23 protein-coding genes and 1 pseudogene are annotated in these 24,672 nt (G+C 43.2%); 1 reads left to right on the top strand and 23 read right to left on the bottom strand.

The window, feature by feature from the left end:
• Positions 1 to 171 precede the first annotated feature (171 nt).
• From glmS to C9J42_RS18525, 20 genes are all read right to left on the bottom strand, one after another.
• Positions 172 to 2,007 (bottom strand): glutamine--fructose-6-phosphate transaminase (isomerizing), encoded by a 1,836-nt coding sequence (gene glmS, locus C9J42_RS18430; RefSeq protein WP_107208080.1) that lies wholly within the window; start codon positions 2,005 to 2,007, stop codon positions 172 to 174.
• A gap of 25 nt (positions 2,008 to 2,032) precedes the next feature.
• Positions 2,033 to 2,803 carry a DeoR family transcriptional regulator gene (locus tag C9J42_RS18435; RefSeq protein ID WP_107287978.1) on the bottom strand — a complete coding sequence of 257 codons (771 nt, stop codon included), beginning with the start codon at positions 2,801 to 2,803 and terminating at the stop codon, positions 2,033 to 2,035.
• Between the two features lie 215 nt (positions 2,804 to 3,018).
• Entirely contained in the window at positions 3,019 to 4,377 is a 1,359-nt protein-coding gene (gene glmU / locus C9J42_RS18440; RefSeq protein ID WP_107287979.1) for a bifunctional UDP-N-acetylglucosamine diphosphorylase/glucosamine-1-phosphate N-acetyltransferase GlmU, read from the bottom strand.
• A 242-nt stretch (positions 4,378 to 4,619) separates the two neighbouring features.
• Entirely contained in the window at positions 4,620 to 5,042 is a 423-nt protein-coding gene (locus tag C9J42_RS18445) for a F0F1 ATP synthase subunit epsilon (protein WP_005372333.1), read from the bottom strand.
• A gap of 17 nt (positions 5,043 to 5,059) precedes the next feature.
• Positions 5,060 to 6,466 (bottom strand): F0F1 ATP synthase subunit beta, encoded by a 1,407-nt coding sequence (atpD, locus tag C9J42_RS18450; protein WP_107208084.1) that lies wholly within the window; start codon positions 6,464 to 6,466, stop codon positions 5,060 to 5,062.
• A 32-nt stretch (positions 6,467 to 6,498) separates the two neighbouring features.
• Positions 6,499 to 7,365 (bottom strand): F0F1 ATP synthase subunit gamma, encoded by an 867-nt coding sequence (gene atpG, locus C9J42_RS18455; RefSeq protein ID WP_005372328.1) that lies wholly within the window; start codon positions 7,363 to 7,365, stop codon positions 6,499 to 6,501.
• Between the two features lie 44 nt (positions 7,366 to 7,409).
• Entirely contained in the window at positions 7,410 to 8,951 is a 1,542-nt protein-coding gene (atpA, locus tag C9J42_RS18460; protein WP_005372324.1) for a F0F1 ATP synthase subunit alpha, read from the bottom strand.
• Positions 8,952 to 8,967: 16 nt separating this feature from the next.
• Positions 8,968 to 9,501, bottom strand: a complete 534-nt coding sequence (gene atpH, locus C9J42_RS18465; RefSeq protein WP_045130846.1) for a F0F1 ATP synthase subunit delta — start codon at positions 9,499 to 9,501, stop codon at positions 8,968 to 8,970.
• A 16-nt stretch (positions 9,502 to 9,517) separates the two neighbouring features.
• Complete coding sequence (gene atpF, locus C9J42_RS18470; protein ID WP_005372318.1) at positions 9,518 to 9,988, bottom strand: F0F1 ATP synthase subunit B; 471 nt, start codon at positions 9,986 to 9,988, stop codon at positions 9,518 to 9,520.
• Positions 9,989 to 10,067: 79 nt separating this feature from the next.
• Positions 10,068 to 10,325, bottom strand: coding sequence for a F0F1 ATP synthase subunit C (gene atpE / locus C9J42_RS18475; protein WP_005372317.1), 258 nt, complete (start codon positions 10,323 to 10,325; stop codon positions 10,068 to 10,070).
• A 64-nt stretch (positions 10,326 to 10,389) separates the two neighbouring features.
• Positions 10,390 to 11,193, bottom strand: a complete 804-nt coding sequence (atpB, locus tag C9J42_RS18480; protein ID WP_107208085.1) for a F0F1 ATP synthase subunit A — start codon at positions 11,191 to 11,193, stop codon at positions 10,390 to 10,392.
• Positions 11,194 to 11,201: 8 nt separating this feature from the next.
• Entirely contained in the window at positions 11,202 to 11,591 is a 390-nt protein-coding gene (locus C9J42_RS18485; protein WP_107208086.1) for a F0F1 ATP synthase subunit I, read from the bottom strand.
• Between the two features lie 177 nt (positions 11,592 to 11,768).
• Complete coding sequence (locus tag C9J42_RS18490; RefSeq protein ID WP_107208087.1) at positions 11,769 to 12,668, bottom strand: ParB/RepB/Spo0J family partition protein; 900 nt, start codon at positions 12,666 to 12,668, stop codon at positions 11,769 to 11,771.
• 8 nt (positions 12,669 to 12,676) lie between these two features.
• Positions 12,677 to 13,474, bottom strand: a complete 798-nt coding sequence (locus C9J42_RS18495) for a ParA family protein (protein WP_105061258.1) — start codon at positions 13,472 to 13,474, stop codon at positions 12,677 to 12,679.
• A 16-nt stretch (positions 13,475 to 13,490) separates the two neighbouring features.
• Entirely contained in the window at positions 13,491 to 14,111 is a 621-nt protein-coding gene (gene rsmG, locus C9J42_RS18500) for a 16S rRNA (guanine(527)-N(7))-methyltransferase RsmG (RefSeq protein WP_045153763.1), read from the bottom strand.
• Between the two features lie 10 nt (positions 14,112 to 14,121).
• Positions 14,122 to 16,011, bottom strand: a complete 1,890-nt coding sequence (mnmG, locus tag C9J42_RS18505; protein WP_107287980.1) for a tRNA uridine-5-carboxymethylaminomethyl(34) synthesis enzyme MnmG — start codon at positions 16,009 to 16,011, stop codon at positions 14,122 to 14,124.
• A 426-nt stretch (positions 16,012 to 16,437) separates the two neighbouring features.
• On the bottom strand, positions 16,438 to 16,884 hold the full coding sequence (mioC, locus tag C9J42_RS18510; protein WP_107208090.1) for an FMN-binding protein MioC: 447 nt from the start codon (positions 16,882 to 16,884) through the stop codon (positions 16,438 to 16,440).
• A 374-nt stretch (positions 16,885 to 17,258) separates the two neighbouring features.
• Positions 17,259 to 18,020 (bottom strand): ABC transporter ATP-binding protein, encoded by a 762-nt coding sequence (locus C9J42_RS18515; protein ID WP_107287981.1) that lies wholly within the window; start codon positions 18,018 to 18,020, stop codon positions 17,259 to 17,261.
• On the bottom strand, positions 18,017 to 19,051 hold the full coding sequence (locus tag C9J42_RS18520; protein ID WP_107208092.1) for an iron ABC transporter permease: 1,035 nt from the start codon (positions 19,049 to 19,051) through the stop codon (positions 18,017 to 18,019). The genes C9J42_RS18515 and C9J42_RS18520 overlap by 4 nt, the downstream gene beginning before the upstream one ends.
• Positions 19,044 to 19,991 (bottom strand): ABC transporter substrate-binding protein, encoded by a 948-nt coding sequence (locus C9J42_RS18525; RefSeq protein ID WP_233217797.1) that lies wholly within the window; start codon positions 19,989 to 19,991, stop codon positions 19,044 to 19,046. The genes C9J42_RS18520 and C9J42_RS18525 overlap by 8 nt, the downstream gene beginning before the upstream one ends.
• Before the next feature lie 135 nt (positions 19,992 to 20,126).
• Between C9J42_RS18525 and C9J42_RS18530 the strand changes: the two genes are divergently transcribed.
• Positions 20,127 to 20,678 (top strand): cobalamin adenosyltransferase, encoded by a 552-nt coding sequence (locus C9J42_RS18530; protein WP_107208094.1) that lies wholly within the window; start codon positions 20,127 to 20,129, stop codon positions 20,676 to 20,678.
• A 63-nt stretch (positions 20,679 to 20,741) separates the two neighbouring features.
• On the opposite strand, the gene mnmE is transcribed toward C9J42_RS18530, so the two are convergent.
• From mnmE to yidC (C9J42_RS18545), 3 genes and pseudogenes are all read right to left on the bottom strand, one after another.
• The gene (gene mnmE / locus C9J42_RS18535) at positions 20,742 to 22,109 is read right to left on the bottom strand and encodes a tRNA uridine-5-carboxymethylaminomethyl(34) synthesis GTPase MnmE (RefSeq protein ID WP_107208095.1); all 1,368 of its coding nucleotides are present in this window, start codon (positions 22,107 to 22,109) and stop codon (positions 20,742 to 20,744) included.
• Positions 22,110 to 22,222: 113 nt separating this feature from the next.
• Positions 22,223 to 22,885, bottom strand: a pseudogene (yidC, locus tag C9J42_RS18540) (membrane protein insertase YidC); the annotation flags it as partial.
• Between the two features lie 151 nt (positions 22,886 to 23,036).
• A complete protein-coding gene (yidC, locus tag C9J42_RS18545; RefSeq protein WP_107208097.1) occupies positions 23,037 to 24,671 on the bottom strand; it encodes a membrane protein insertase YidC in 1,635 nt (544 codons plus the stop codon).
• Between the last annotated feature and the right edge of the window lies 1 nt (position 24,672).

Genomic DNA, 24,672 nt, shown 5'->3' on the forward strand with positions numbered 1-24,672 from the left:
CATTTTTTTTAATTCTTAATATTCAATAAGATAAAATCAAAGCAGACTTTTATTCTTAATTTGAATCGCACATCGTATGGATAATCAGGCATTTTTTTATTTCGCAACACGGTAAACGTTATCAAGAGTACCGATAAAAAAGACGCAAGTTGCGCCTTTTCTCATTTGACATTACTCAACAGTCACCGCTTTGGCTAAATTACGAGGCTGATCAACATCAGTACCTTTAATTAAAGCCACGTGATACGACAACAACTGCATCGGAATGGTATAAAAAATCGGTGCGATGATTTCATCCACACTGGGCATGGTCATGATTTTCATGCCGCTGGTCTCTTCAAATCCAGCTTCACTATCGGCAAACACATACAGTAAGCCACCGCGAGCACGTACTTCTTCAATATTAGATTTGAGCTTTTCTAATAAATCATTGGTAGGTGCCACCACGATAACAGGCATCTCAGCATCAACTAACGCAAGTGGGCCATGCTTTAATTCACCAGCCGCATAAGCCTCTGCATGAATGTACGAGATCTCTTTTAATTTAAGTGAAGCTTCAACAGCAATCGGGTAGAACTCACCACGACCTAAAAATAATGCATGTTGTTTATCGCTGAATTCTTCAGCCAATAGCTCAATCGACTTATCAAGCGTTAATGCTTTCTCAATAAAGCTTGGTAATTGCTGTAGTGAATGAACGATTTTTTCTTCTTGCTCATTATCAATCGTACCTTGCTGCTTACCTAATGCAGTTACAAGCATTAATAATGCGACTAACTGCGTAGTAAACGCTTTAGTTGATGCGACCCCAATTTCAGCCCCCGCGCGGGTCATAAAAGCTAAATCAGATTCACGTACCAAAGATGAGCCTGCAACATTACAAATTGTCATCGCAGCCATATAGCCTTTTTCTTTTGCTAAACGCAGTGCCGCTAAGGTATCTGCTGTTTCACCTGATTGAGAAAGGGTGATCAGTAAGCTATTTGGACGGGTAACAAATTTGCGGTAGCGAAATTCAGAGGCAATTTCAACATCACAGCTAATTCCTGCAATAGATTCAAACCAGTAACGTGCCACCATGCCCGCGTTATAGGAGGTACCACAAGCAATAATTTGAATATGCTCAACATGATCAAAGATCGTTTTCGCTTCATTACCAAAACTTTCCAAGATCACGCGATTGTTGCGGATCCTGCCTTCCATGGTATTGATCAGAGCGCTTGGCTGCTCAAAGATCTCTTTTTGCATATAGTGACGATAATGACCTTTATCCGTATCATCATGTTGAATATGAGATTCGGTGACTTCACGTTCAACCAACTCATCTTGTTGATTATAAACTCGAATATCACGACGGGTGACTTCGGCAACATCACCTTCTTCTAAAAACATAAAGCGACGAGTCACATTCAGCAAAGCCAATTGATCAGACGCAATAAAGTTTTCACCTACACCTAATCCGATCACCAACGGGCTACCAGAGCGCGCAACAACCAAACGTTCCGGATCGCGACTATCCATCACTACGGTACCATAAGCGCCTTCTAGTTGAGCAACAGCTTGCTTCACAGCGGCTAATAAAGAATCGGCAGTTCGCAGTTCCCACTCAACTAAATGTGCAATTACTTCAGTATCGGTTTGAGAATGAAACACATAACCTCGTTGTTGTAATAGATCACGCAATGCTTGGTGATTCTCAATAATCCCATTATGAACAATCGCTATATGCTCACCAGAGACATGAGGGTGGGCGTTAGCTTCTGAGGGTTCGCCATGTGTTGCCCAACGTGTATGCGCGATCCCCGTTCCACCAATAACTTGCGTTTCATTAACCGCCTCAGCTAAGGCTTGAACTTTCCCCATACGTCGTAAGCGTTGTAATTTAAATTGTTCATCAACAACGGCAAGACCTGCTGAGTCATACCCGCGATATTCTAATCGACGTAAGCCTTCTACTAAGATCTCTGCTACATCACGTTGTGCTACCGCACCTACAATCCCACACATAACTGCTATCCTTTATAACTTGTTATTATTCACTATAGGCACGAATCACGCGCACACCCTGTTGTTCTATCGCAACAGTATCAGCATCACTCATGCCATCATCGGTAATTAAAGTATCGATCCCTTGCCACGTTAACTCTAAATTCGGAATTTTTCGTCCGACCTTACAAGACTCAATCATTACCACCACTTCGCGAGAAACTTCCGCCATCACTCGACTTAGCCCCGTCAGCTCATTAAAGGTGGTTGTGCCACGCGTGATATCAATGCCATCAGCACCAATAAATAGCTGATCAAAATCGTATGAACGCAATACGGATTCTGCAACTTTGCCTTGAAATGATTCCGAATGCGGATCCCATGTACCGCCCGTCATCAATAAGGTCGGTTCATTTTCAAGTGCATTTAGTGCATTCGCGACTTGCAAAGAATTAGTCATTACCACTAAGCCTTGTTTAGTGCTTAGTAGGTTAATTAATGCTGCTGTTGTACTACCACAATCAACGATAATGCGATTGTGATCTCGGATCAGATCAGCGGCAGCAATCGCAATCGCTGACTTTCGTTCTGAAACTTTTTCTTCTAAGCCAGTTGCAACTATTTCACTCGGCATAGCAATGGCGCCACCGTATCGGCGTAGCAATAAGCCAGAACTTTCTAATGCCGCGAGATCTTTACGAATTGTGACCTCAGAGGTCGAGAAGTGACTGGCAAGTGTATCCACACTAACTTCACCTTCAATACCAACCATAGCTGCAATAGCATGGCGACGTTGTTGCGTATTACGTTTAGACATAAGTTTTGAAATGATAGATTAAGTTTCAGTTTGAAACTTAGTATAGCGTTTTAAAAATTAATCGATCAATAACAAATACGCAGATTCGGTATAATTTTTCTCTCGAAATAACTACTGGAATGGAAAAGCTAGAGGAATATAGGGGCGGGGTTTGGAGATAGACAATAAAAAAGCAGGAGAAACTCCTGCTTTAAAAATGATAACGTAATTGAAAATTACTTCTTGGTTGGGCGTTTCCAGCCTTGAATCGTTCGTGCGGGTGCGCGAGTGATCACTAACTCACCTTCTCCAACATTACGATTAATCGTTGCACCGGCACCAATAGTTGCACCGCTTGCAACTTTAACTGGGGCGATAAGTTGAGTATCAGAGCCAACAAATACATCATCGCCAATTTCAGTTTTAAATTTGTTCGCGCCATCGTAGTTACAAGTAATAGTACCTGCACCGATATTGACGTTAGCACCAATCTCAGCATCACCAAGGTAAGTTAAATGACCCGCTTTAGAGCCTTCACCTAAACGCGTTTGCTTGATTTCAACAAAATTACCCACATGCGCTTGAGCTTGAAGCTCCGTACCTGGACGTAAACGAGCAAATGGACCGACCGTACAGGCTTCACCTACCGTCGCACCATCAATCACACTGTATGGGCTGATAATTGAGTTATCATCAATCTCACAATCTTTAAGCACACAACCGGCGCCAATCACGACGTTATCACCAATACTCACGCTGCCTTCAATCACCACGTTAACATCAATTTCAACATCGGTACCGCATTGTAATTCGCCACGTAAATCAAAACGAGCAGGATCGAGTAACATCACACCTTGCTCTAATAAACGCTCAGCTTGTTGAGCTTGGAAAGCTCGCTCAAGGCGCGCAAGTTGAATACGGTTATTTACACCTTCAACCTCAATAGGGCTTACAGGGTGTACCGCTTCGACGGCACGACCTTCATCATGGGCAATCTCAATAATATCGGTTAGGTAATATTCACCTTGCGCATTATCATTTTTAAGCGCCGCTAACCAACGCTTAAGATCACCGCCATTAGCCACCATGACACCAGTATTGATTTCTTTTATGAGCTTTTGCTCTTCAGTGGCATCTTTTTGCTCTACGATCGCAACTACGGGGCCATTACGACGCACAATACGCCCGTAGCCGCTCGGATCATCAAGAACAACAGTCAGTAAGGCAATGCCACCGTCAGGCTGAGCATCAAGCAGGTTTTCTAACGTTTGTGCACTAATCAGTGGCACATCACCGTATAAAATCAGTGCTTTTTCATCATCAGCAAGGTTCGGGGTCGCTTGATTAACCGCGTGTCCTGTTCCTAATTGCTCGGCCTGTAGTACCCAATTTACTGACTCTTGAGCCAATACTTGTTGCATGGTGTCACCACCATGGCCATAAACTAAATTAATATTTTTCGCACCAAGATCATTACATGTGTCAATCACATGTTTGACCATCGGCTTTCCTGCTAAAGTATGAAGCACTTTTGGCAAGTTAGAATACATACGGGTGCCTTTTCCCGCAGCTAAAATCACAGCACTGAAGCTCATGATGGGATGTCCCTCTTGATGCATAAATTTGTTATTTAATTGGTATTGTACCGTCAAGTTTTACTGGGTTTAAGCGTAATTGTTTAATTCTCACTAAGAAATAACAGGTGTACCTCGCAAAAGTCTTAATCGAAAATCATTTTTGTAATAATAAATATCCCCAAACAACATCAATCAGTAAGATTTTTAGCAATAAAAAAAGCGACCTTAATGGTCGCTTTTTATATTACTTTAGCGTCAGACTAGCGTGCGCGTTTAGTTAGTTCAATCACTCGAAGCTGAGCAATAGCTTTCGCTAAATCACTGGCTGCCTGTGCGAAGTCAATATCGCCATGCTGATTATGGATACGCTCCTCAGCTTGACGTTTAGCTTCTTCTGCCTTCGCGGCGTCTAAATCAACACCACGAATAGCTGTATCGGCTAATACCGTCACTGCAGAAGGCTGAACTTCAAGCATACCGCCAGAAAGATAGATTACATCTTCCTCACCACCTTGCTTGGTAATACGTACCATGCCAGGGGTAATAGCTGTAAGTAGTGGCGTGTGACCGGCATGAATACCTAGCTCACCTTCACTACCCGTTACTTGAATATTTTCAGCACGACCAGAGAACAGACGTTTCTCAGCACTGACTACTTCCAAATGGAAAGTTATCGCTGCCATGTCGCCTCCTAATTAGCTTACAGCTTCTTCGCGTTTTCTAATACGTCTTCAATCGCACCACAGTACATAAATGCCTGTTCTGGGATATCGTCGTATTCGCCCGCTAATAAGCCTTTGAAGCTACGTAGTGTGTCTTTCAACGTTACGTAGATACCTGGGTCACCAGTAAAGACTTCTGCTACGTGGTAAGGCTGAGTTAGGAAACGTTCAATCTTACGTGCACGCGATACAGCTTGCTTATCTTCTTCAGATAGCTCGTCCATACCAAGAATAGCGATGATGTCTTTTAGCTCTTTATAACGTTGAAGTAGACTCTGAACGCCACGTGCAATGTCGTAGTGCTCTTGACCTACTACCAATGGATCAAGCATACGTGATGTTGAATCCAATGGGTCGATCGCAGGGTATAGACCTAGCGATGCGATCTGACGCGAAAGTACAACTGTTGCATCTAAGTGAGCAAAGGTTGTTGCTGGTGATGGGTCAGTCAAGTCATCGGCAGGTACGTATACCGCCTGAACTGACGTGATAGAACCAGACTTCGTTGACGTGATACGCTCCTGAAGTACACCCATCTCTTCTGCTAGTGTAGGCTGGTAACCTACGGCAGATGGCATACGACCTAGTAGTGCTGATACTTCAGTACCTGCAAGGGTGTAACGGTAGATGTTATCGATAAATAACAGTACGTCACGACCTTCGTCACGGAAACGCTCAGCCATAGTAAGGCCAGTCAATGCAACACGTAGACGGTTACCTGGTGGCTCGTTCATCTGACCGTAAACCATTGCTACTTTTGATTCTTCAGGTTTTTCGATGTTAACAACACCTGCTTCCTGCATTTCAAAGTAGAAATCGTTACCTTCACGTGTACGCTCACCAACACCTGCAAACACAGATAAACCTGAGTGTTTTAGGGCGATGTTGTTGATAAGTTCCATCATGTTAACGGTCTTACCAACACCCGCACCACCAAACAGACCGATCTTACCACCCTTAGCGAATGGACAGATTAAGTCGATAACTTTAACACCTGTTTCTAGGAGTTCAGTTACGTTTGACTGATCTTCATAGCTTGGTGCTTCACGGTGAATAGCGTAACGCTCTTGCTCACCGATCTCACCACACTCATCAATAGGTTGACCAAGAACGTTCATGATACGTCCTAAAGTCGCTGTACCTACTGGCACTTCAATTGGGCGGCCTGTGTTTTCAACAGACAAACCACGACGTAAGCCATCAGAAGTACCCATAGCGATACCACGAACAACACCACCACCAAGTTGCTGCTGAACTTCCAGTACTAGTGTACCGTTCTCTTTCGCATCAACATGAAGGGCATCGTATACCTGTGGTACAGAGTCCTGTGGAAACTCTACGTCGACTACCGCACCGATGATCTGTACGATCTTACCTGTAGCCATCGTTAATCCTCTAAACTTATTAATTCTTTGCCTTAAACAGCAGATGCGCCAGAAACGATTTCTGACAGTTCTTGTGTGATCGCAGCCTGACGGGCTTTGTTGTACACAAGTTGCAGTTCATCAATCAGATCCCCTGCATTATCTGTTGCAGCTTTCATCGCTACCATTCGTGCCGCTTGCTCACTGGCAAGGTTCTCAACCACACCTTGGTACACTTGTGATTCGGCATAGCGAACCAATAGGGTATCTAGTAGCGGTTTAGGCTCGGGCTCATAAATATAATCCCAAGAATGGTTGCGCTGCATTTCTTCGTCTTCTGACTTAGGCAAAGGCAACAATTGATCAATCACTGGTTGCTGTACCATGGTATTTACAAACTGGTTGTAAACCACATACAGACGATCCAGTTGGCCTTCATCATATTTCTTCAGCATTACGCCAACAGTACCAATCAACTCATCAACACTTGGCGTGTCACCAAGGCCTGATACTTGAGCTGCTACGTTACCGCCGTAGCTATTAAAGAATGCTGTTGCTTTAGCTCCAATTAGCGCTAAATCAACATCGGCACCTTTATCTGACCATGTTTTAATATCGGTGATCGCTTTTTTGAACAAGTTAATGTTCAAGCCACCACACAAACCACGGTCAGTTGAAACAATGATGTAACCAACGCGCTTGGCTTCACGCTCTTCAAGATAAGGATGCTTATACTCGAGGCTACCAAGGGCGATATGACCGATCACTTTGCGCATAGTTTGTGCGTATGGACGTGATGACTCCATTGCTTCCTGCGTTTTACGCATTTTAGAAGCAGCCACCATTTCCATCGCTTTAGTGATCTTTTGCGTGTTTTTAACACTACCGATCTTGTTACGAATCTCTTTTGCGCCGGCCATCGTTACTCTCCGTTAGAAGGTGATCGCAAGCGATCACCAACCAATTACCAAGTCTGGGTCGCTTTGAAATCTTCTAGCAGTTTTGCAAACTGCGCAGCGATTTCATCGTTGTAAGCACCCGTTTCATCTATCTGAGCTACAAGCTCAGCAAACTGACCTTTCGCGTAAGAAAGTAACGCTGCTTCGAAATCAGCAAGCTTAGTTAGCTCAACATCATTCAAGTAGCCTTTTTCAGCTGCAAAGATAACAACCGCTTGCTCAAATACAGACATTGGCGCGTATTGTTTTTGCTTCATCAGTTCAGTTACTTTCTGACCATGATCTAGCTGTTTCTTAGTGGCGTCATCAAGGTCAGACGAGAACTGTGCAAACGCTGCAAGTTCACGGTACTGTGCAAGTGCGGTACGAATACCACCCGACAGTTTCTTGATGATCTTGGTTTGGGCAGCACCACCTACACGCGATACAGAGATACCTGGGTCAACAGCAGGGCGAATACCAGCGTTGAATAGCTCTGTTTGTAGGAAGATCTGACCATCGGTGATAGAGATAACGTTAGTCGGTACGAATGCCGATACGTCACCCGCTTGGGTTTCGATAATCGGTAGTGCCGTTAGCGATCCGGTTTGACCTTTCACTTCACCATTAGTGAATTTCTCAACATAGTGCTCGCTTACACGAGAAGCACGCTCTAGAAGACGCGAGTGAAGGTAGAAAACATCACCAGGGAATGCTTCACGGCCTGGTGGACGCTTAAGCAATAGTGAGATTTGACGGTAAGCAACAGCCTGCTTAGACAGGTCATCGTATACGATCAGTGCATCTTCGCCGCGGTCACGGAAGTATTCGCCCATCGCACAACCAGAGTATGGTGCTAGGTATTGTAGCGCAGCAGCTTCTGATGCTGATGCTACAACTACGATAGTGTTTTCCAGTGCGCCGTGCTCTTCCAGCTTACGAACTACGTTAGCGATAGTTGAAGCTTTCTGGCCAATAGCCACATACACAGAGTAGATACCAGAATTTTTCTGGTTGATGATGGCATCGATAGCCATCGCTGTTTTACCAGTCTGACGGTCACCGATGATAAGCTCACGCTGACCACGGCCGATTGGGATCATTGAGTCAACTGCTTTGTAACCAGTTTGTACTGGTTGATCAACAGATTTACGATCGATTACACCCGGTGCAATTACTTCAACAGGAGAGAATGTCTCTGTTTCAATTGGACCTTTACCATCGATAGGCTGACCTAGTGTGTTTACAACACGACCAAGTAGCGCAGGACCTACAGGTACTTCAAGAATACGACCAGTACCGGTTACCTTCATGCCTTCCTGTAGAGAAGCATAAGGGCCCATTACAACTGCACCTACCGAGTCACGCTCAAGGTTAAGTGCTAGTGCGAATAGTCCGCCTGGTAGTTCAATCATTTCACCTTGCATTACGTCAGCAAGGCCATGGATACGAATAATACCGTCGCTTACAGAAACGATAGTACCTTCGTTACGCGCTTCACTTACAACGTTGAAGTTTTCAATACGTTGTTTGATCAGTGCGCTAATTTCCGTGGAATTAAGTTGCATGCTCCAATTCCCCAAATCAAGACTGCAAAGTATCGCTCAGACGGTTCAATTTGCCCCGTACAGAGTTATCGATAACAAGGTCTCCAGCTCTAATTACAACCCCGGCAATCAGGGTCTCGTCTACACTGCAAGTCAGCATAACTTTACGCGCTAAACGCTGCTCAAGTTTCACGCTAATGGCATCTAGTTGATTATCATCTAAAGCAATAGCAGAAATTACTGTCGCTTCGATGGTGTGCTCATGCTCATGTTTCATCAGCATGAATTCATCACAGACATCAGGTAGCGCCTTAAGGCGTCCATTTTCAGCCATCACCTTTAGAAGGTTTTGACCGAATTCATCGAGTTGCTCACCGCATACTGAAACAAAAATTTCAGTTAGCTTATCCGCAGCAAATCCGCTATCCAGTACATCCTGCATAGTGTCATTTTTTGCTACTTCACTGGCAAAGTTCAGCATTTCTGCCCACTGAGCTAGTTGGTTCGTCTCGACCGCAAAGTCAAAAGCTGCTTTAGCGTAGGGGCGTGCGATTGTAGTCATTTGTGACATATGCTTGCCCCTTTAATTACAGTTCTGCAGTGACTTTGTTAAGAATATCGGCTTGAGCATCCACATCAATGGAGCGCTCAATGATCTTCTCAGCACCAATCACAGCTAGAGTTGCAACTTGTTTTCTTAACTCATCACGAGCACGATTACGTTCCGCTTCAATTTCAGCCATACCTTGCGCAAGGATTTTCTCACGCTCAGTTTGTGCTTCCGTTTTCGCTTCATCGATAATTTGAGCTTTACGCTTGTTTGCTTGCTCGATCAACTCGCTCGCAGCGCGTTTCGCTTCTTTTAGTTGATCAGAAGCATTCGCTTGTGCAAGGTCAAGGTCTTTAGCTGCGCGATCTGCGGCAGCCAAGCCGTCAGCAATTTTTTTCTGACGTTCTTCAATCGCTTCCATAATCGGTGGCCATACATATTTCATGCAGAACACCACGAAGAGGAAGAAAGCGATAGCTTGACCCAGCAAAGTTGCATTCATATTCACAACGCATCTCCTTTAAAAGGGTTGCTAGAGTCCATTTGCTACTTAATGTCAGCTTGAAACAAGCTGACATTACGATTTATTAACCAGCTAGCTGACCAACAAATGGGTTTGCGAATGTGAATAGCAGCGCGATTACGATACCGATCATTGGTACCGCATCAAGTAGACCAGCGATGATGAACATCTTAACTTGAAGCATTGGAGCCATTTCAGGTTGACGTGCAGCACCCTCAAGGAATTTACCACCTAGAAGTGCGAAGCCGATCGCTGTACCAAGGGAAGCAAGACCTACAATGATGCCCACGGCAATTGCAGAAAAGCTTAGTAAAGTTTCCATCACTATCTCCAGTTTATAGTTGTCGGCAAAACGCCAATATAATAAAAAATGTTACAAAAAATCGTTAATGATTGTCTTCATGTGCCTGAGACAGGTACACGATAGTTAACATCATGAATACGAAAGCTTGAATTGTAATGACCAGAATGTGGAAAATAGCCCACGGTACCGAGCCTAGCCATTGAGCCCACCACGGCATTAGTGCCGCGATTAGGATAAACACCACCTCACCTGCAAACATGTTACCGAATAAACGCATACCTAGTGAAATAGGCTTCGCTAATAGCGATACCACTTCAAGAAGAAGGTTAAACGGGATCATGATAGGGTGATTGAACGGGTGAAGAGCCAGTTCTTTAGCAAAACCGACAAGACCTTTCACTTTGATGCTGTAGTAAATCATCAATGCGAACACGCCTAGCGCCATTGCCATGGTGATGTTAACGTCAGCACTTGGAACCACTTTCATATAAGGGATCCCGATACTTTGTGCGGCATACGGAATGAAATCAATAGGCACAAGGTCCATGATATTCATCAGTAAAATCCAGCAGAAAATAGTTAGTGCTAACGGAGCTACAAGTGGATTGCGGCCATGGAAAGTATCTTTGACGTTGGTATCAACGAATTCAACAACCATTTCAACAAAACATTGTACTTTACTTGGAACTCCTGATGATGCCTTCTTCGCTACTGAACGAAATAGCCATAGAAAAGCTAAACCGGTCAAAACAGAGAAGATAAGGCTATCTATGTTTACCGCCCAAAAGCTACCTTCACTCACTAAGCCCAATTTATCGGTTGATAAGTTGGTCAAGTGGTGAGTGATATAACTTGCAGACGTTAGCGCTTCACCTTGCGCAGCCATAACTCATCCTATTTGTTGTTGTTAATGAATAAAACCGGTCCAAAAATATTAATACCAAGGGCCAGCAAATAGGTTAGTTTGAGAGGAACAAGTTCCACTCCCATATACAGGTAAGCAATGGCAAAAAGGATGACTGTGATAAGAATTTTAAGCACTTCTCCGCCATAAAATGACGCCATGACTAGCCGTGCATTCCTAGCACCACTAAACATGAAGGCACACATCGCGAAGACAGTATTGGCAATAACAAAGATGCCACCGCCAATCAATGCAGAGATTCCCCAGTCAACATTGACAGCAAAAACTGCCGTTAATGCCGTTGCTATCACGACGCCAGATTGTAGTAACAGCAACCGTTTTGCCAGTTGGCGTCCCGGTTTAGCTAGCGTCGATACCATGTATTCGTTCCTCGAGTCCATTCCTTTACACAATCCGTGCTTGGGAAAACAGCGAAAATTATACGGCTCATTAGATTGATTGCAATCAAATAGCAGCAAAAAAAACAGTTAGATTTTACAACACTCTAACTTGATCACGATGATGTTATTTTTTTAACAAAAATTGCAGCTCTAACATCACATTTTATTATCGAGAATTGCAAGAATTTGCTCTAACTTGTCTTGCTGTTCAAAGTTAATAACGATTTTTCCTTTGCCACTTTTAGTTTGATTAATCGCCACCTTAGTGCCTAATTGCTCAGTTAGCCTGTTTTGTAATAAAACAACATGTTCACTTTGTGATGCAGGCACTTTAGGTATTGATGGATTTAAAAGTGTTTTAACCAGTTTTTCAGTTTCACGTACAGTTAACAAATTATTGACAATTTTTTGTGCTACAGCTAACTGTTGTGTTTCATCTAAGGATAATAAAGCCCTTGCATGACCCATTTCGAGTTTTTTCTGCTCCACTAATTGTTTAACAGGCTCGCTTAACTGGTTTAAACGCAATAAGTTAGAGACGGCAGCACGTGATTTCCCGACCGCTTCAGCAATTTGCTGGTGAGTCAGTGAAAACTCTTGCTGTAGTCGTGCTAAAGCCACCGCTTCTTCTATTACATTGAGATCTTCACGTTGAATATTTTCAATCAACGCAATAGCAATTGTCGCGCGATCATCAACGCTTTTAACCAAACAAGGCACCGTCGTTAATCCTGCGATTTTAGCCGCTTGCCAACGACGCTCACCGGCAATAATTTCAAAACGTTGATCAGCTAAACGTCGAACAACAATAGGTTGAATGATCCCTTGGGCTTGAATCGATTCAGCAAGCTCCGCAAGCGTATCATCAGCCATCGATTTACGCGGCTGGAACTGACCCGATTGCAGCAGTTCAATCGCAAGGTCCCGTAATTCACTGTCATTGTTTGAAGTCGAAAGTGCTGTTTGTTGATGGGTTTGTTGCTTAGCTTGTGCGACTGCACTGGTAGAAAGCAAGGCATCAAGGCCTTTGCCTAAACCACGTTTATTAAAATTCATGAAAAGCCTTATGCGTCCTCAGAAGTCACCGTTTGTAATGCTAATTCATCACGACGAATCATTTCACCCGCCAGCGCTAAATAGGCTTTAGCGCCACTAGAATACTTATCGTAATACATCGCAGGACGACCATGGCTTGGCGCTTCTGCTAAACGGACATTGCGTGGAATAACGGTACGATAGACTTTGTCACCAAAGTGTTTTTTCAGCTGTTGAGAGACTTCGTTAGCTAATCTATTCCGAGGATCAAACATGGTGCGCAGTAAACCTTCTATTTTAAGTTCACTATTCACCACCGCTGTTAACTTGCTAATGGTATCCATTAATGCTGTTAAGCCTTCAAGAGCAAAATACTCACATTGCATCGGCACTAATACGGAATCCGCCGCTGTCATAGCATTAATGGTGAGTAAGTTTAGCGAAGGGGGACAGTCAATAAAAATATAGTCGTAGTCATCACGAACCTTGGCAAGTGCAGTACGTAGACGCACTTCACGGGCAAACACTTCCATCAACTTTATTTCAGCAGCAGTGACATCACCATTAGCGGCTATCAAATGATAGCCCCCCGTCGTTTCTTTTATAACAACGTCATTAAATGGCGTTTCCTCGACCAAAAGATCATAAGCGGTGGCATCAACTTGGTATTTATCAACCCCACTGGCCATGGTTGCATTACCTTGTGGATCAAGATCAACCACTAATACTTTACGTTGGGTTGCAGCCAAGGATGCTGCTAAATTTACACAGGTGGTGGTTTTACCCACACCACCTTTTTGATTTGCTACCGCTATGATTCTTCCCACAAGAAAACCTCAACAATTAATCCTTTGCCGTCAAGACTACTAGATGACGCTCACCTTCTAAATCAGGAACCTGTAAAGATTTCACTTCTATAACTGAGCACCATTCTGGCAGTTCTGCCGCTTCTTGCTCGTTATATTGGCCTTTCAATGCGAGGAACTGACCACCTGATTTTGGTAGATGGTGGCACCAGTTAACCATATCGGCCATTGAAGCAAACGCACGACTTAACACTGCATCAAAGCCATCACCGGCTTCAAACTCTTCAACGCGACTTTGTACTGGCGTCACATTGGTAATTTTTAGCTCATGGATCACTTGGCGAATAAAACGGATGCGTTTACCTAAGCTATCTAACAAGGTAAATGATTTATCAGGACACATAATCGCCAACGGAATACCTGGCAGTCCCGGTCCTGTTCCAACATCAATGTAACTAGCGCCATCTAAATACTGGCTGACGACAATACTATCCATAATATGTTTAACTAACATTTCGTTAGGATCACGGACTGACGTCAGATTATACGCTTTATTCCATTTGTGCAGCAGTTCTACATAACCGATCAGCTGGTCAAGTTGCTGTTCTGTGACCTGCAGTTCAGTTTGGGCGATAAGTTGTACTAATCGTTGTTTCATTGTTTAGCCCTTATTCGCCTTTTTTTAATAAGCCGTGTTTTTTCAAATAAACCAATAACAGCGAAATCGCAGCAGGGGTAATACCTGAAATACGTGATGCCATACCAATTGATTCAGGTTTTGCATCATTAAGTTTTACCACTACTTCATTCGATAGGCCTTTAACATTGCTGTAATCAATATCAAATGGCAGCTTAGTAGTTTCATGACGCAGGGATTTTTCAACTTCATCACGCTGACGATCAATATAACCTTGGTATTTCACCTGGATCTCAACTTGCTCACGCGCTTCAATATCGTCAAGCGCTGGTGCAAATGTTTCGATGCTTGTCAGTTGTTCGTAAGTCACTTCAGGACGACGAAGAAGATCTTCACCACTCGCTTCACGAGCGATCGGCGCTTTAAGAATTTTGTTTAATTCATCAACATGATCCGATTTTGGATTGATCCAAATATCTTTCAGACGTTGACGTTCAAGTTCCATATTTTCAATTTTTTGATTGAAACGAGACCAGCGAGCATCATCAACTAAACCAAACTCATGACCCATTGGGGTTAAGCGTAAATCAGCATTGTCTTCACGAAGCAATAAGCGGTATTCGGCACGAGAAGTAAACATACGGTATGGTTCTTTAGTACCAATCGTTGATAGATCATCAATCAATACGCCCATGTATGCTTGATCACGACGAGGACTCCAGCCTTCTTTATCTTGAACTTGAAGCGCGGCGTTCATACCCGCCATTAAGCCTTGTGCTGCCGCTTCTTCGTAACCTGTCGTACCGTTAATTTGTCCTGCAAAGAACAGACCATCGATATATTTGTTTTCGAAGGTTTGTTTTAGATCGCGAGGGTCAAAGAAATCATATTCAATCGCATAACCTGGACGCATAATGGTTGCGTTCTCAAAGCCTTTCATTGAACGAACAATTTGCATTTGTACATCAAACGGTAAGCTGGTGGAGATCCCGTTTGGATATAATTCATTTGTCGTTAAGCCTTCCGGCTCAATGAAGATCTGGTGACTATTTTTATCTGCAAAACGCATCACTTTATCTTCAATCGAAGGACAGTAACGTGGACCAATTCCTTCAATAACACCGGCATACATTGGGCTACGATCCAAATTATTGCGGATCACTTCATGTGTGCGTTCATTGGTGTAAGTAATAAAACATGGGATTTGACGTGGATGATCCGACGACTTACCCATAAATGAAAATGTTGGTGTCGGGTTATCACCGTGCTGCTCTTCAAGCACACTGAAATCAACACTGCGCGCATCAATACGTGGAGGAGTACCTGTTTTTAAGCGATCAACACGTAATGGTAATTCGCGTAGACGATCCGCGAGGGCATTCGATGCAGGATCACCAGTACGTCCGCCACTGTAGTTTTCCATACCAATGTGGATCTTACCACCAAGGAAAGTACCAACAGTTAACACAACGGCTTTGGCGTGAAACTTTAAGCCCATTTCCGTTACAACACCAACAGCACGGTGATTTTCAACAATTAAATCAGTGACGGCTTGTTGGAAAATCATTAGATTTTCTTGGTTTTCTAATACGTTACGAACAGCTGCTTTGTATAATGCGCGGTCTGCTTGAGCACGAGTCGCACGTACTGCAGGACCTTTCGATGAGTTCAGTGTACGAAATTGAATACCACCTTTATCAATGGCTTGCGCCATTAATCCACCAAGGGCATCAACTTCTTTAACCAGGTGTCCTTTCCCGATCCCGCCAATAGCTGGGTTGCACGACATTTGGCCCAACGTATCGATATTATGGGTCAACAGTAAGGTTTTTTGTCCCATTCGGGCTGCTGCCAATGCGGCTTCTGTGCCTGCATGACCACCACCCACAACGATGACATCAAATTTTTCCTGGTAAAACATGGAACTTCCTCAGGTATTTAAATAGCCAGTGAGTTAACTCGAGCAAAGGGCGGACATTCTATCCTTTTTCTGTGCAAGAGAGAATATTTCATCAAGATCATTTGATCAGTTTAATTACGCTCTTTAAATATATATAAGATCTTTTTAAAGAGATCTTCTATTAGATCTACTATTAGGATCGTACGATCGTGTGGATAACCGACAAATGATCCTAATGATCATGTATTTAAGAAGGATCATTTCTTGTGCAGGAGCTTGGATCTGATCGTGTATAGGCTGGGATCAAAAAAGCCACTTATGCACAGGGGGAGGAAGTCATATAAGTTATTAAATGGATAACTATGGGTTGATCACCGTTTAGATCTATAGTTATCCACAGAAAAAAGATCGAAATAAGCTGGAAACTGAGTAACTATTGATGGTTTTTTAATCAGTAATTAAGTTTTTCCAGTTATTAAACCATGCTTCAGCAGGCTCTTCAGGCACTGGTGTCTCTGAAACATCAATATCAAGACGTTCACCGATCTGGTTTGCACCTAAAGAAAGTAATAATCCTTCTATTTTCTTACCTGCCGCACAGAAGGTATCGTAATTACTATCACCAAGCCCAATGACAGCAAATTTAACACCGCTCAGTGTGGGTTGTTGTTGAGTGAGTTGCTCTACAAATGGCAAAAAGTTATCAGGATAGTCGCCAGCACCGTGAGTTGAGCAAATGATTAGCCAGATAGTGTCTTGATCGAGCTCTGAAAACTCTGCTTGATTGATGACTTCAGCTTGGTGGCCATTATCTTCGAGCAATTCTGCTAAATGATCGGCGACATATTCAGCGCCACCTAAAGTACTACCGGTAATAAGGCTAAGTGAGCTCATAGTTATCCTTTATATAGATAGAAAAAGCTAGAGCCTTTGAATTAGCAAAGATCTAGCTCGTGTTGATTGTTAATTTCGATGATTTTTATCATCAATTAGATATTCTTTGCTGTAGGTTATCGCCATTTTATTCACTTATCTATGGCTAACTGATATCCACCAGCAAATTAAGTCTTAATTAAGAGGAAAATATGTGGGTACTTTATAAGAAAAGGTCGAGTTATAAAGTAGATAGATGATCTTAGATTGGAGATCATACTGTTGTGGATAATATATCACTAATGATCTTACCCACACGATCTTGATATTTTAATCACAGGCTTATGATCATAACAAACAGGTCGATCCTATCGTTTTATGATGAAAGAAAGGATCTATTTTCTTCGTGGCGTCAGATAAAGTTTATCGGATGTTGGGTGGCGACAAATCGTGATGTTATCTTGGTATAACTGATGTAATCGAGAAGGAGTTAATACGTTATCTGGGGTATTAAAGGCAATTAATTCACCCTGCTGTAAAAGTAATAACTGATCGCAGAACTCAAGTGCAGTATTGAGGTTGTGAATTGCCACCAGCGCCGTTTTGCCTTGTTGGCATTGCGCTGCGAGGATATTCATTAACTCAGATTCATGGCCGATATCTAGGCTGGCTGTGGGCTCGTCCAGTAACATACAATCAGCGTTTTGAAGTAATAGACGAGCAAAGTGTACACGTTGTTGTTCTCCTCCCGATAGTTGATTAAGTGGTTGATTTAATAGTTTTTCAATGTTTAATTGATGGATGATTCTATTAAACTCTTTGTCACTTATTGGGTTGTTGTGGCTATAGCGGCCGTAATCAATTACATCTTTGACTAAAAAAGCGAACGCTGGCTCTGTATGTTGGGGGAGATAACTCATGTGCTGTGCACGTTGTTGGTGACGATAACTGGAAAGTCGTTTTTCTTTGAGAAATATCTCGCCAGATGACGGCGTCAAATAGCCCGCTAAACACTTTAATAATGTACTTTTTCCTGCACCATTTGGACCAATAATCCCAACCAGTTCACCTGCGCCAATTGTGAAATTGATATCGGTTAATAACGGCTTGTTTCCTTGCTGAAAAGAAAGGTGTTTGGCTTGAATGATCGTATTCATTGGGCTATCCCTTGGTACTGACTACGGATCAATAGGGCAATAAAATAAATGCCACCAATCACGGCGGTAATGATCCCTGTTTTCAATTCATTGGGAGCGATCACGGTTCGCGCTAGAAGATCGCACAGTAATAAAAATAAAGCGCCGAAAATAGCTGAAAATGGCAGTAACCGTCGATTATCTGGTCCTAAAAGAAGGCGAACCAAATGCGGTACGATTAAGCCGATAAAGCCAATCGGGCCTGCTACCGCAATAGCCATTGCGGTGAGTACGGTGGTTAATACCAGTAATGTGAATCGGCTGCGCCTGACATTAACGCCCATACCATGGGCATTTTGTTCACCTAAAGCCAGCAAGTTTAAAACTTGGCCATGGCGTAACAGCACGATTGCTGCAATAACAATGATCGGTGTGGGCCATAGCAACTGTTGCCAGATGCGAGAGTCTAATCCTCCCATTGTCCAGAAGACAAACTCGCTGATCTCATATTGTTGTGCAGTCAGTAATACGCCCATGGTTAAGCCTCCTAGCAAGCTTGATACTGCGAGACCTGCCAAGATAATAAATAGTCCTTGTTGGTGAGATTTAGCCGCGAGCATATACACCAATAAAGCGCTAGTAAGTGCGCCAATAGTCGTGAAAAGAGGTAGCCAACCTATAGCTGTGGCACTGATCCCTGTGACGATGGCGATAACAGCAGCAAAGCTGCTACCGGCACTGATCCCTAAAATATCAGGGCTGGCCAAGGGGTTTTTAAATAATCCTTGGCTACAAGCACCAGCAAGGGCTAATGCACCACCCGCTAATATGGCGGCACAAGCACGGGGGAGGCGAATATGGAGCACGATAGCATTGGCGAGTGGATATTGCTCCGCTGCTGCGTGGCTACCTTGGACGAGATAAGTATGTAGCAGACCTGTGATATCTGTTATTGGGATAGAGACAGAGCCTAAGCTGAGATACGCTATAACAGTAATAATAAAGATGACGCTCGTCAGTAACCACTGATAGGAAGTTGCTAATTTAGGCATGAGGTTTACCATAAACGCGATGGTTTAAATAGATAATGGCATCAACAATATACTGGCTATCTGTTGAACGTAGTGCTTGAGGCAAACAGATCACTTTGTGGTGTTTTATGGCGTTTAATTGTTGTAGTGAAGGATCGTTTAATAACTCCTGACGAAAGGTGTTACTGCTATCATTGGTATCTTTACCACAGGTTCCAGGAACAATAATGACATCAGGATTGATAAGTAATAACTGCTCTTTTGCCAGTGGTACTTGACCGTATTTATCCCCTTGGGTTGCAGCAATGGCATTGATTAAGCCTGCTTGCTCAAAAATGGTATTAATGGTTGATTGGCGGTTGCTTGATGCGCCCCATGGGGTGTATTCAACGGCGGTAAGTCGGTGCTTGGGAATGATGACGTGTTGTTTTAATTTACGATCCATCGTCTCGACTAACTGCTGAGCGCGTTGGTTTTGATTAACTAATTTACCTAACATGAGAATGTTTTTTTCAATATCAGCTAATGTATATACGGTATTAAATACAAAAACATTGATACCTGCTTGACGCAGGATATTCACTTTTTGTTGGTCGCTCCAATTGGCTGCAATCAGTAAATCAGGTTGGTTAGCGATAGTGCGTTCAATATTCAGATCCAATAGTGGGATTGTTGGCGGTAATTTATTAGCGATCAAAGAGTAAGTCGGATCGTTACTTAATCGACTTAAGCTTGTGATTTGATGAGCTGGTAGTAATTCAATTAATACCTGATCACTGAACATACTTTTTGATGATACACGCAATGGTGGGTTGTTGAGAGAGACCATTTTTTGAGTCGCATCCATTACTGTAAGCGGGTAGGTTGTTGCTTGTTCAGCATTACTTGGGCTGCTGAGTAGTAATATGGTACACAGTGAAAAAGCATGAAAAAATTGGCGCATAATAGTCATCGAAAGCATGATAAAGGCTGCTTGTCGCTCTTCCTTGGGCGAACTAAAGGTGGCGTCATAGTTAGCGATTTTGATTATGCTGTCAATTACAGTCGTGTATCACTCTGTTAATATCGCAGGATTCGTTATCTTAAGGTGGTACCAATGACATTAAAGTTCTCAGGTGATATTGATGAGCTGGCTTATCCCTTTATATTTGAAGACTCCCCCCTGTGTGATTTTGAAATTCTAACCGATGAATTATGCACCTATACAGGGCTGGCATTATCTCAACTTGAAGAGGGGGAGATCCGCCAATCATTAGCATGGTTACAGCCACATCTGTTCCATCTCAATGGTTCTATTCGGGGAAAATGTGGGATTTTTGAAACTGATATCGAGAAACTCAAATCGGATTACCACCATTTCCGAGATCAGGTGACGGATAACAATAAACGCTTTGTTTTGCCTCGTGGTGTTGGTTCGGTTGTGCTGTTGCATCAATGTCGAAGTTTAGCGAAGAAAGTGGTTCGTCAATTAGTGTTAGTGGACGCTTCGGGTAAAAATGTACCAGAGACCTTACCGCGCTTTACTAACTTGTTAGTGAACTACTATTTTGCATTGACCCGAGTATTAAACCAACAAGCGGGTATTGAAGAGCCAGAATATATCAGTATTAATTATCCTAAAGCGCCGAAAAGTGAAGATAAAAAATAATAAAAAACGTCATATATCAAAGATATATGACGTTTTCTTGTTTCTGTTATCAATGGTTAGTATTTACTTACCAATACAGAACGAGGTAAAGATACGACCGAGTAAATCATCCGATGTAAATTCACCGGTGATCTCACTTAAGTGTTGTTGAGCAAGACGTAACTCTTCAGCAAGAATTTCACCTGCCATAAAGCCTTCAAGCTGCTCTTTACCAATATCGAGGTGCTCAGCGGCACGCTCTAGGGCATCTAAGTGACGACGGCGAGCCATAAAGCCGCCTTCAGTGGTGCCAGAGAAACCCATACATTGTTTTAGGTGTTCACGTAGGGCATCTACGCCATCGCCTGTACGTGCTGATAATCGAATTAAGGTTGGATTATTGGCATGACAGATACCCGCTTGTTCACCGGTAAGCTCTGCTTTGTTACGAATCACAGTTAAACCCATATCAGCCGGCAGACGTTCAATGAAATCAGGCCAGATCTCTTTGGGATCGGTCGCATCTGTCGTGGTGCTATCAACCATAAACAGAACGCGATCAGCATGCTCAATTTCATCCCACGCACGTTCAATACCAATGCGCTCTACTTCATCAGAGGCTTCACGCAAACCTGCGGTATCAATAATGTGCAGTGGCATGCCATCAATGTGGATATGCTCACGCAATACGTCACGAGTCGTACCTGCAATATCTGTCACAATCGCGCTATCTTTACCAGATAGAGCATTCAACAGGCTAGATTTACCTGCATTAGGGCGACCCGCAATGACGACTTTCATGCCTTCACGCATAATTGCGCCTTGGTTGGCTTCTTTACGTACTGCATTTAAGCGCTCGATAATGCCATTTAAATCACCACCGACTTTACCATCAGAAAGAAAATCAATTTCTTCTTCTGGGAAATCAATTGCTGCTTCTACAAAAATACGTAAATGGATCAAGGCTTCAACCAGTTCATTTACTTTGGTTGAGAATGCCCCTTGCAGTGATTTAAACGCACTCTTTGCCGCTTCTTCAGAGCTTGCATCAATTAAGTCGGCAATCGCTTCTGCTTGCGCTAAATCGAGCTTATCGTTCATAAAGGCGCGCTCTGAGAACTCACCAGGACGTGCAGCACGGATCCCGTCAATTTTTAAGATACGACGGATCATCATATCCATCAGTACAGGGCCACCATGACCTTGGAGTTCCAACACATCTTCGCCAGTAAATGAGTTAGGGCCTTTAAAAAAGAGGGCGATGCCTTGATCCAGTGCGGTGCCATCTTCATTTTTAAAAGGAAGGTATTCAGCGTAACGCGTTTTCAGTTCGCGACCTGCAACAGCAAGCGCAACCTCTTTGGCTTTAGGACCTGAAACGCGGATGATGCCGACGCCACCACGACCCGGCGGTGTCGCTTGAGCGACGATAGTATCGATGTGTTGATTCATAATCTTGGCTTTGCTTGATAAAAACAGGGGAATTGTAAACTAGTGTTGCGTGTAACACCTAATTAGGCAAATAAAAAAGGTGGCTAAAAAGCCACCTCAGTGCAAATATTCTCTTACTTCGTCTTTTTTCGACTATGTAAGCCCTGCTGTTCTAATTTACGGAAAATAATGGTTTGTTGGATCAAGGTGACAATATTGGAGGTTAACCAGTACAGCACAAGTCCAGCAGGGAAGTACAAGAAGAAAACCGTGAATATTACTGGCATAAACGTCATGATTTTCTTTTGCATGGGATCAGTGACGGTAGAGGGGTTATTCTTTTGGATAAAGAACATAGTGATACCCATTAAAATCGGCAGTACATAGTATGGGTCTTGCGCTGATAAGTTTTGGATCCACCCAAAAAAGGGCGCGTTACGCAGCTCTGTAGATAGATTCAATACGGTATAAAGCGCAATAAAAATGGGCATTTGTATTAGCAAAGGTAAGCAGCCACCCAATGGGTTAACTTTCTCTTTCTTGTACAGCGCCATCATCTCTTGGCTTTGACGTTGGCGGTCGTCGCCGAAACGCTCACGCATCGCTTGGATTTTCGGTTGCAGCATACGCATCTTAGCCATTGATGTGTATTGCGCTTTAGTTAGTGGATACATTAAGCCACGGACAATCAACGTTAGAATAATGATAGCGACGCCCCAGTTACCCACGATGCCATGAATGAATGCAAGAAGTTCATGTAAGGGAGTGGCGATAAATGATGACCAACCGTAATCAGGGAGTGCTGCTGTATTTAAATCTGGATTCATAATGTCGTGCCGGGCTCTGCCATAGAAAGATTAAATTTTAACCAATAATATTCGTACTAAAGTCCGAGTAATGCAAATAAAAAAGGCGACCCGAGGGTCGCCTTTTTAGTGCTAGAGAAGATTACTTCGCTTTTTTACTGCTGTGTAAGCCTTTTTTCTCAAGGGCACGGAAAATAATCGTTTGCTGGATCAGTGTAACGATGTTTGACACTAACCAGTAAAGTACTAGACCTGAAGGGAAGAACAGGAAGAAGAAAGTAAACATAACCGGCATAAAGGTCATGATCTTCTGCTGCATAGGGTCTGTCACTGTTGACGGACTCATCTTCTGGATAAAGAACATAGTGATACCCATTAAGATAGGTAGCACGTAGTACGGGTCTTGTGCTGACAAGTCATGGATCCAACCGAAGAATGGCGCGTGACGCAATTCAACCGATTCCATTAATGCCCAGTACAGTGCAATGAAGATTGGCATCTGTAGTAAGATAGGAAGACAGCCACCCAGTGGGTTAACTTTCTCTTTCTTGTACAGTTCCATCATCTCTTGGCTTTGACGTTGACGGTCATCACCTAGACGCTCGCGCATTGCTTGGATCTTAGGCTGAAGCATACGCATTTTAGCCATCGACGTGTATTGCGCTTTTGTTAGTGGATACATCGCACCACGAACGATAAACGTTAGGATGATGATTGCAATACCCCAGTTACCCACAAGGCTATGGATAAATGATAACAGCTTGTGTAGCGGGCTAGCAATGAACCATAACCAACCGTAATCAACTGTTAGGTTAAGGTTCTTCGCCGTTGCAGCCATTTCGTTTTGTAGCTTAGGACCGACCCAAAGTGTTGCTTTGATTTCTTTACTCTTACCAGGTGCAATTGTTTCGATTGGCATGCGTACACCAATATAGCCGTTACCGTTGCTAGTTGTAGAGTAAACTTGAGACGTTTGATCTGCGCCATCGCGTGGGATCCAAGCAGAAACAAAGTAGTGTTGCATGATAGCAACCCAACCTTCGTTCGCAGCAACATCAAGGTTCTTCTCCTTCATGTCGTCGAAACTGTATTTCTTGTACTTAGTATCGTTTGCAGAATATGCGCCACCAAGGTAAGTAGGCATAGTTAGGCTACCGCCTGAATCACTTAGCTTATGACGAAGCTGTGCATACATCTGCACGCTTGCTGCTTTATCAGTGTTGTTCGCAACGGTGTAATCAACGTTAACAGCGTAATCATTACGCTTAAGAACAAATGTTTTAGTGTAATTGATGCCATCTTTAGTAAATGTCATCGGTACACGTAATTCATTTTGATCAGGACCCATTACAAAGTCTTTTGCTGTTACGCTGTATTGCGCACGGCCACCTTGTTGAGAATCAGCACCATTCGGGCCGATTAAACCTGATTGTGCAATGTATTCATGACCATCTGTATCATTAAGCAGTACAAACGGGTCTTTTGAATCGAGTGTGTTGTTGTATTTTAGCAGCTTAGCATCAACTACATCACCACCAAGCGTATCGACTGTTAATTCCAGTACATTCGTTTTTATGGTAATTAAGTTTTGTGAGCTAGTTTGATCAGTTAGAGGCTGACCTTCAGCAGAATGTGACGGGATATCACTGTTTTGTGTCGATTGTTGCGCTACACCTTGGCTTTGAGGCTTAGGGGTTTTGTCAGCATTCCATTGTTGAAATAATAAGAATGAGACAAAAAGTAGGGCAATTAACAGAATATTACGTTGGGAACCCATA

Source organism: Photobacterium sp. GB-56, assembly GCF_003026105.1.
Taxonomy (GTDB): Bacteria; Pseudomonadota; Gammaproteobacteria; order Enterobacterales; family Vibrionaceae; genus Photobacterium.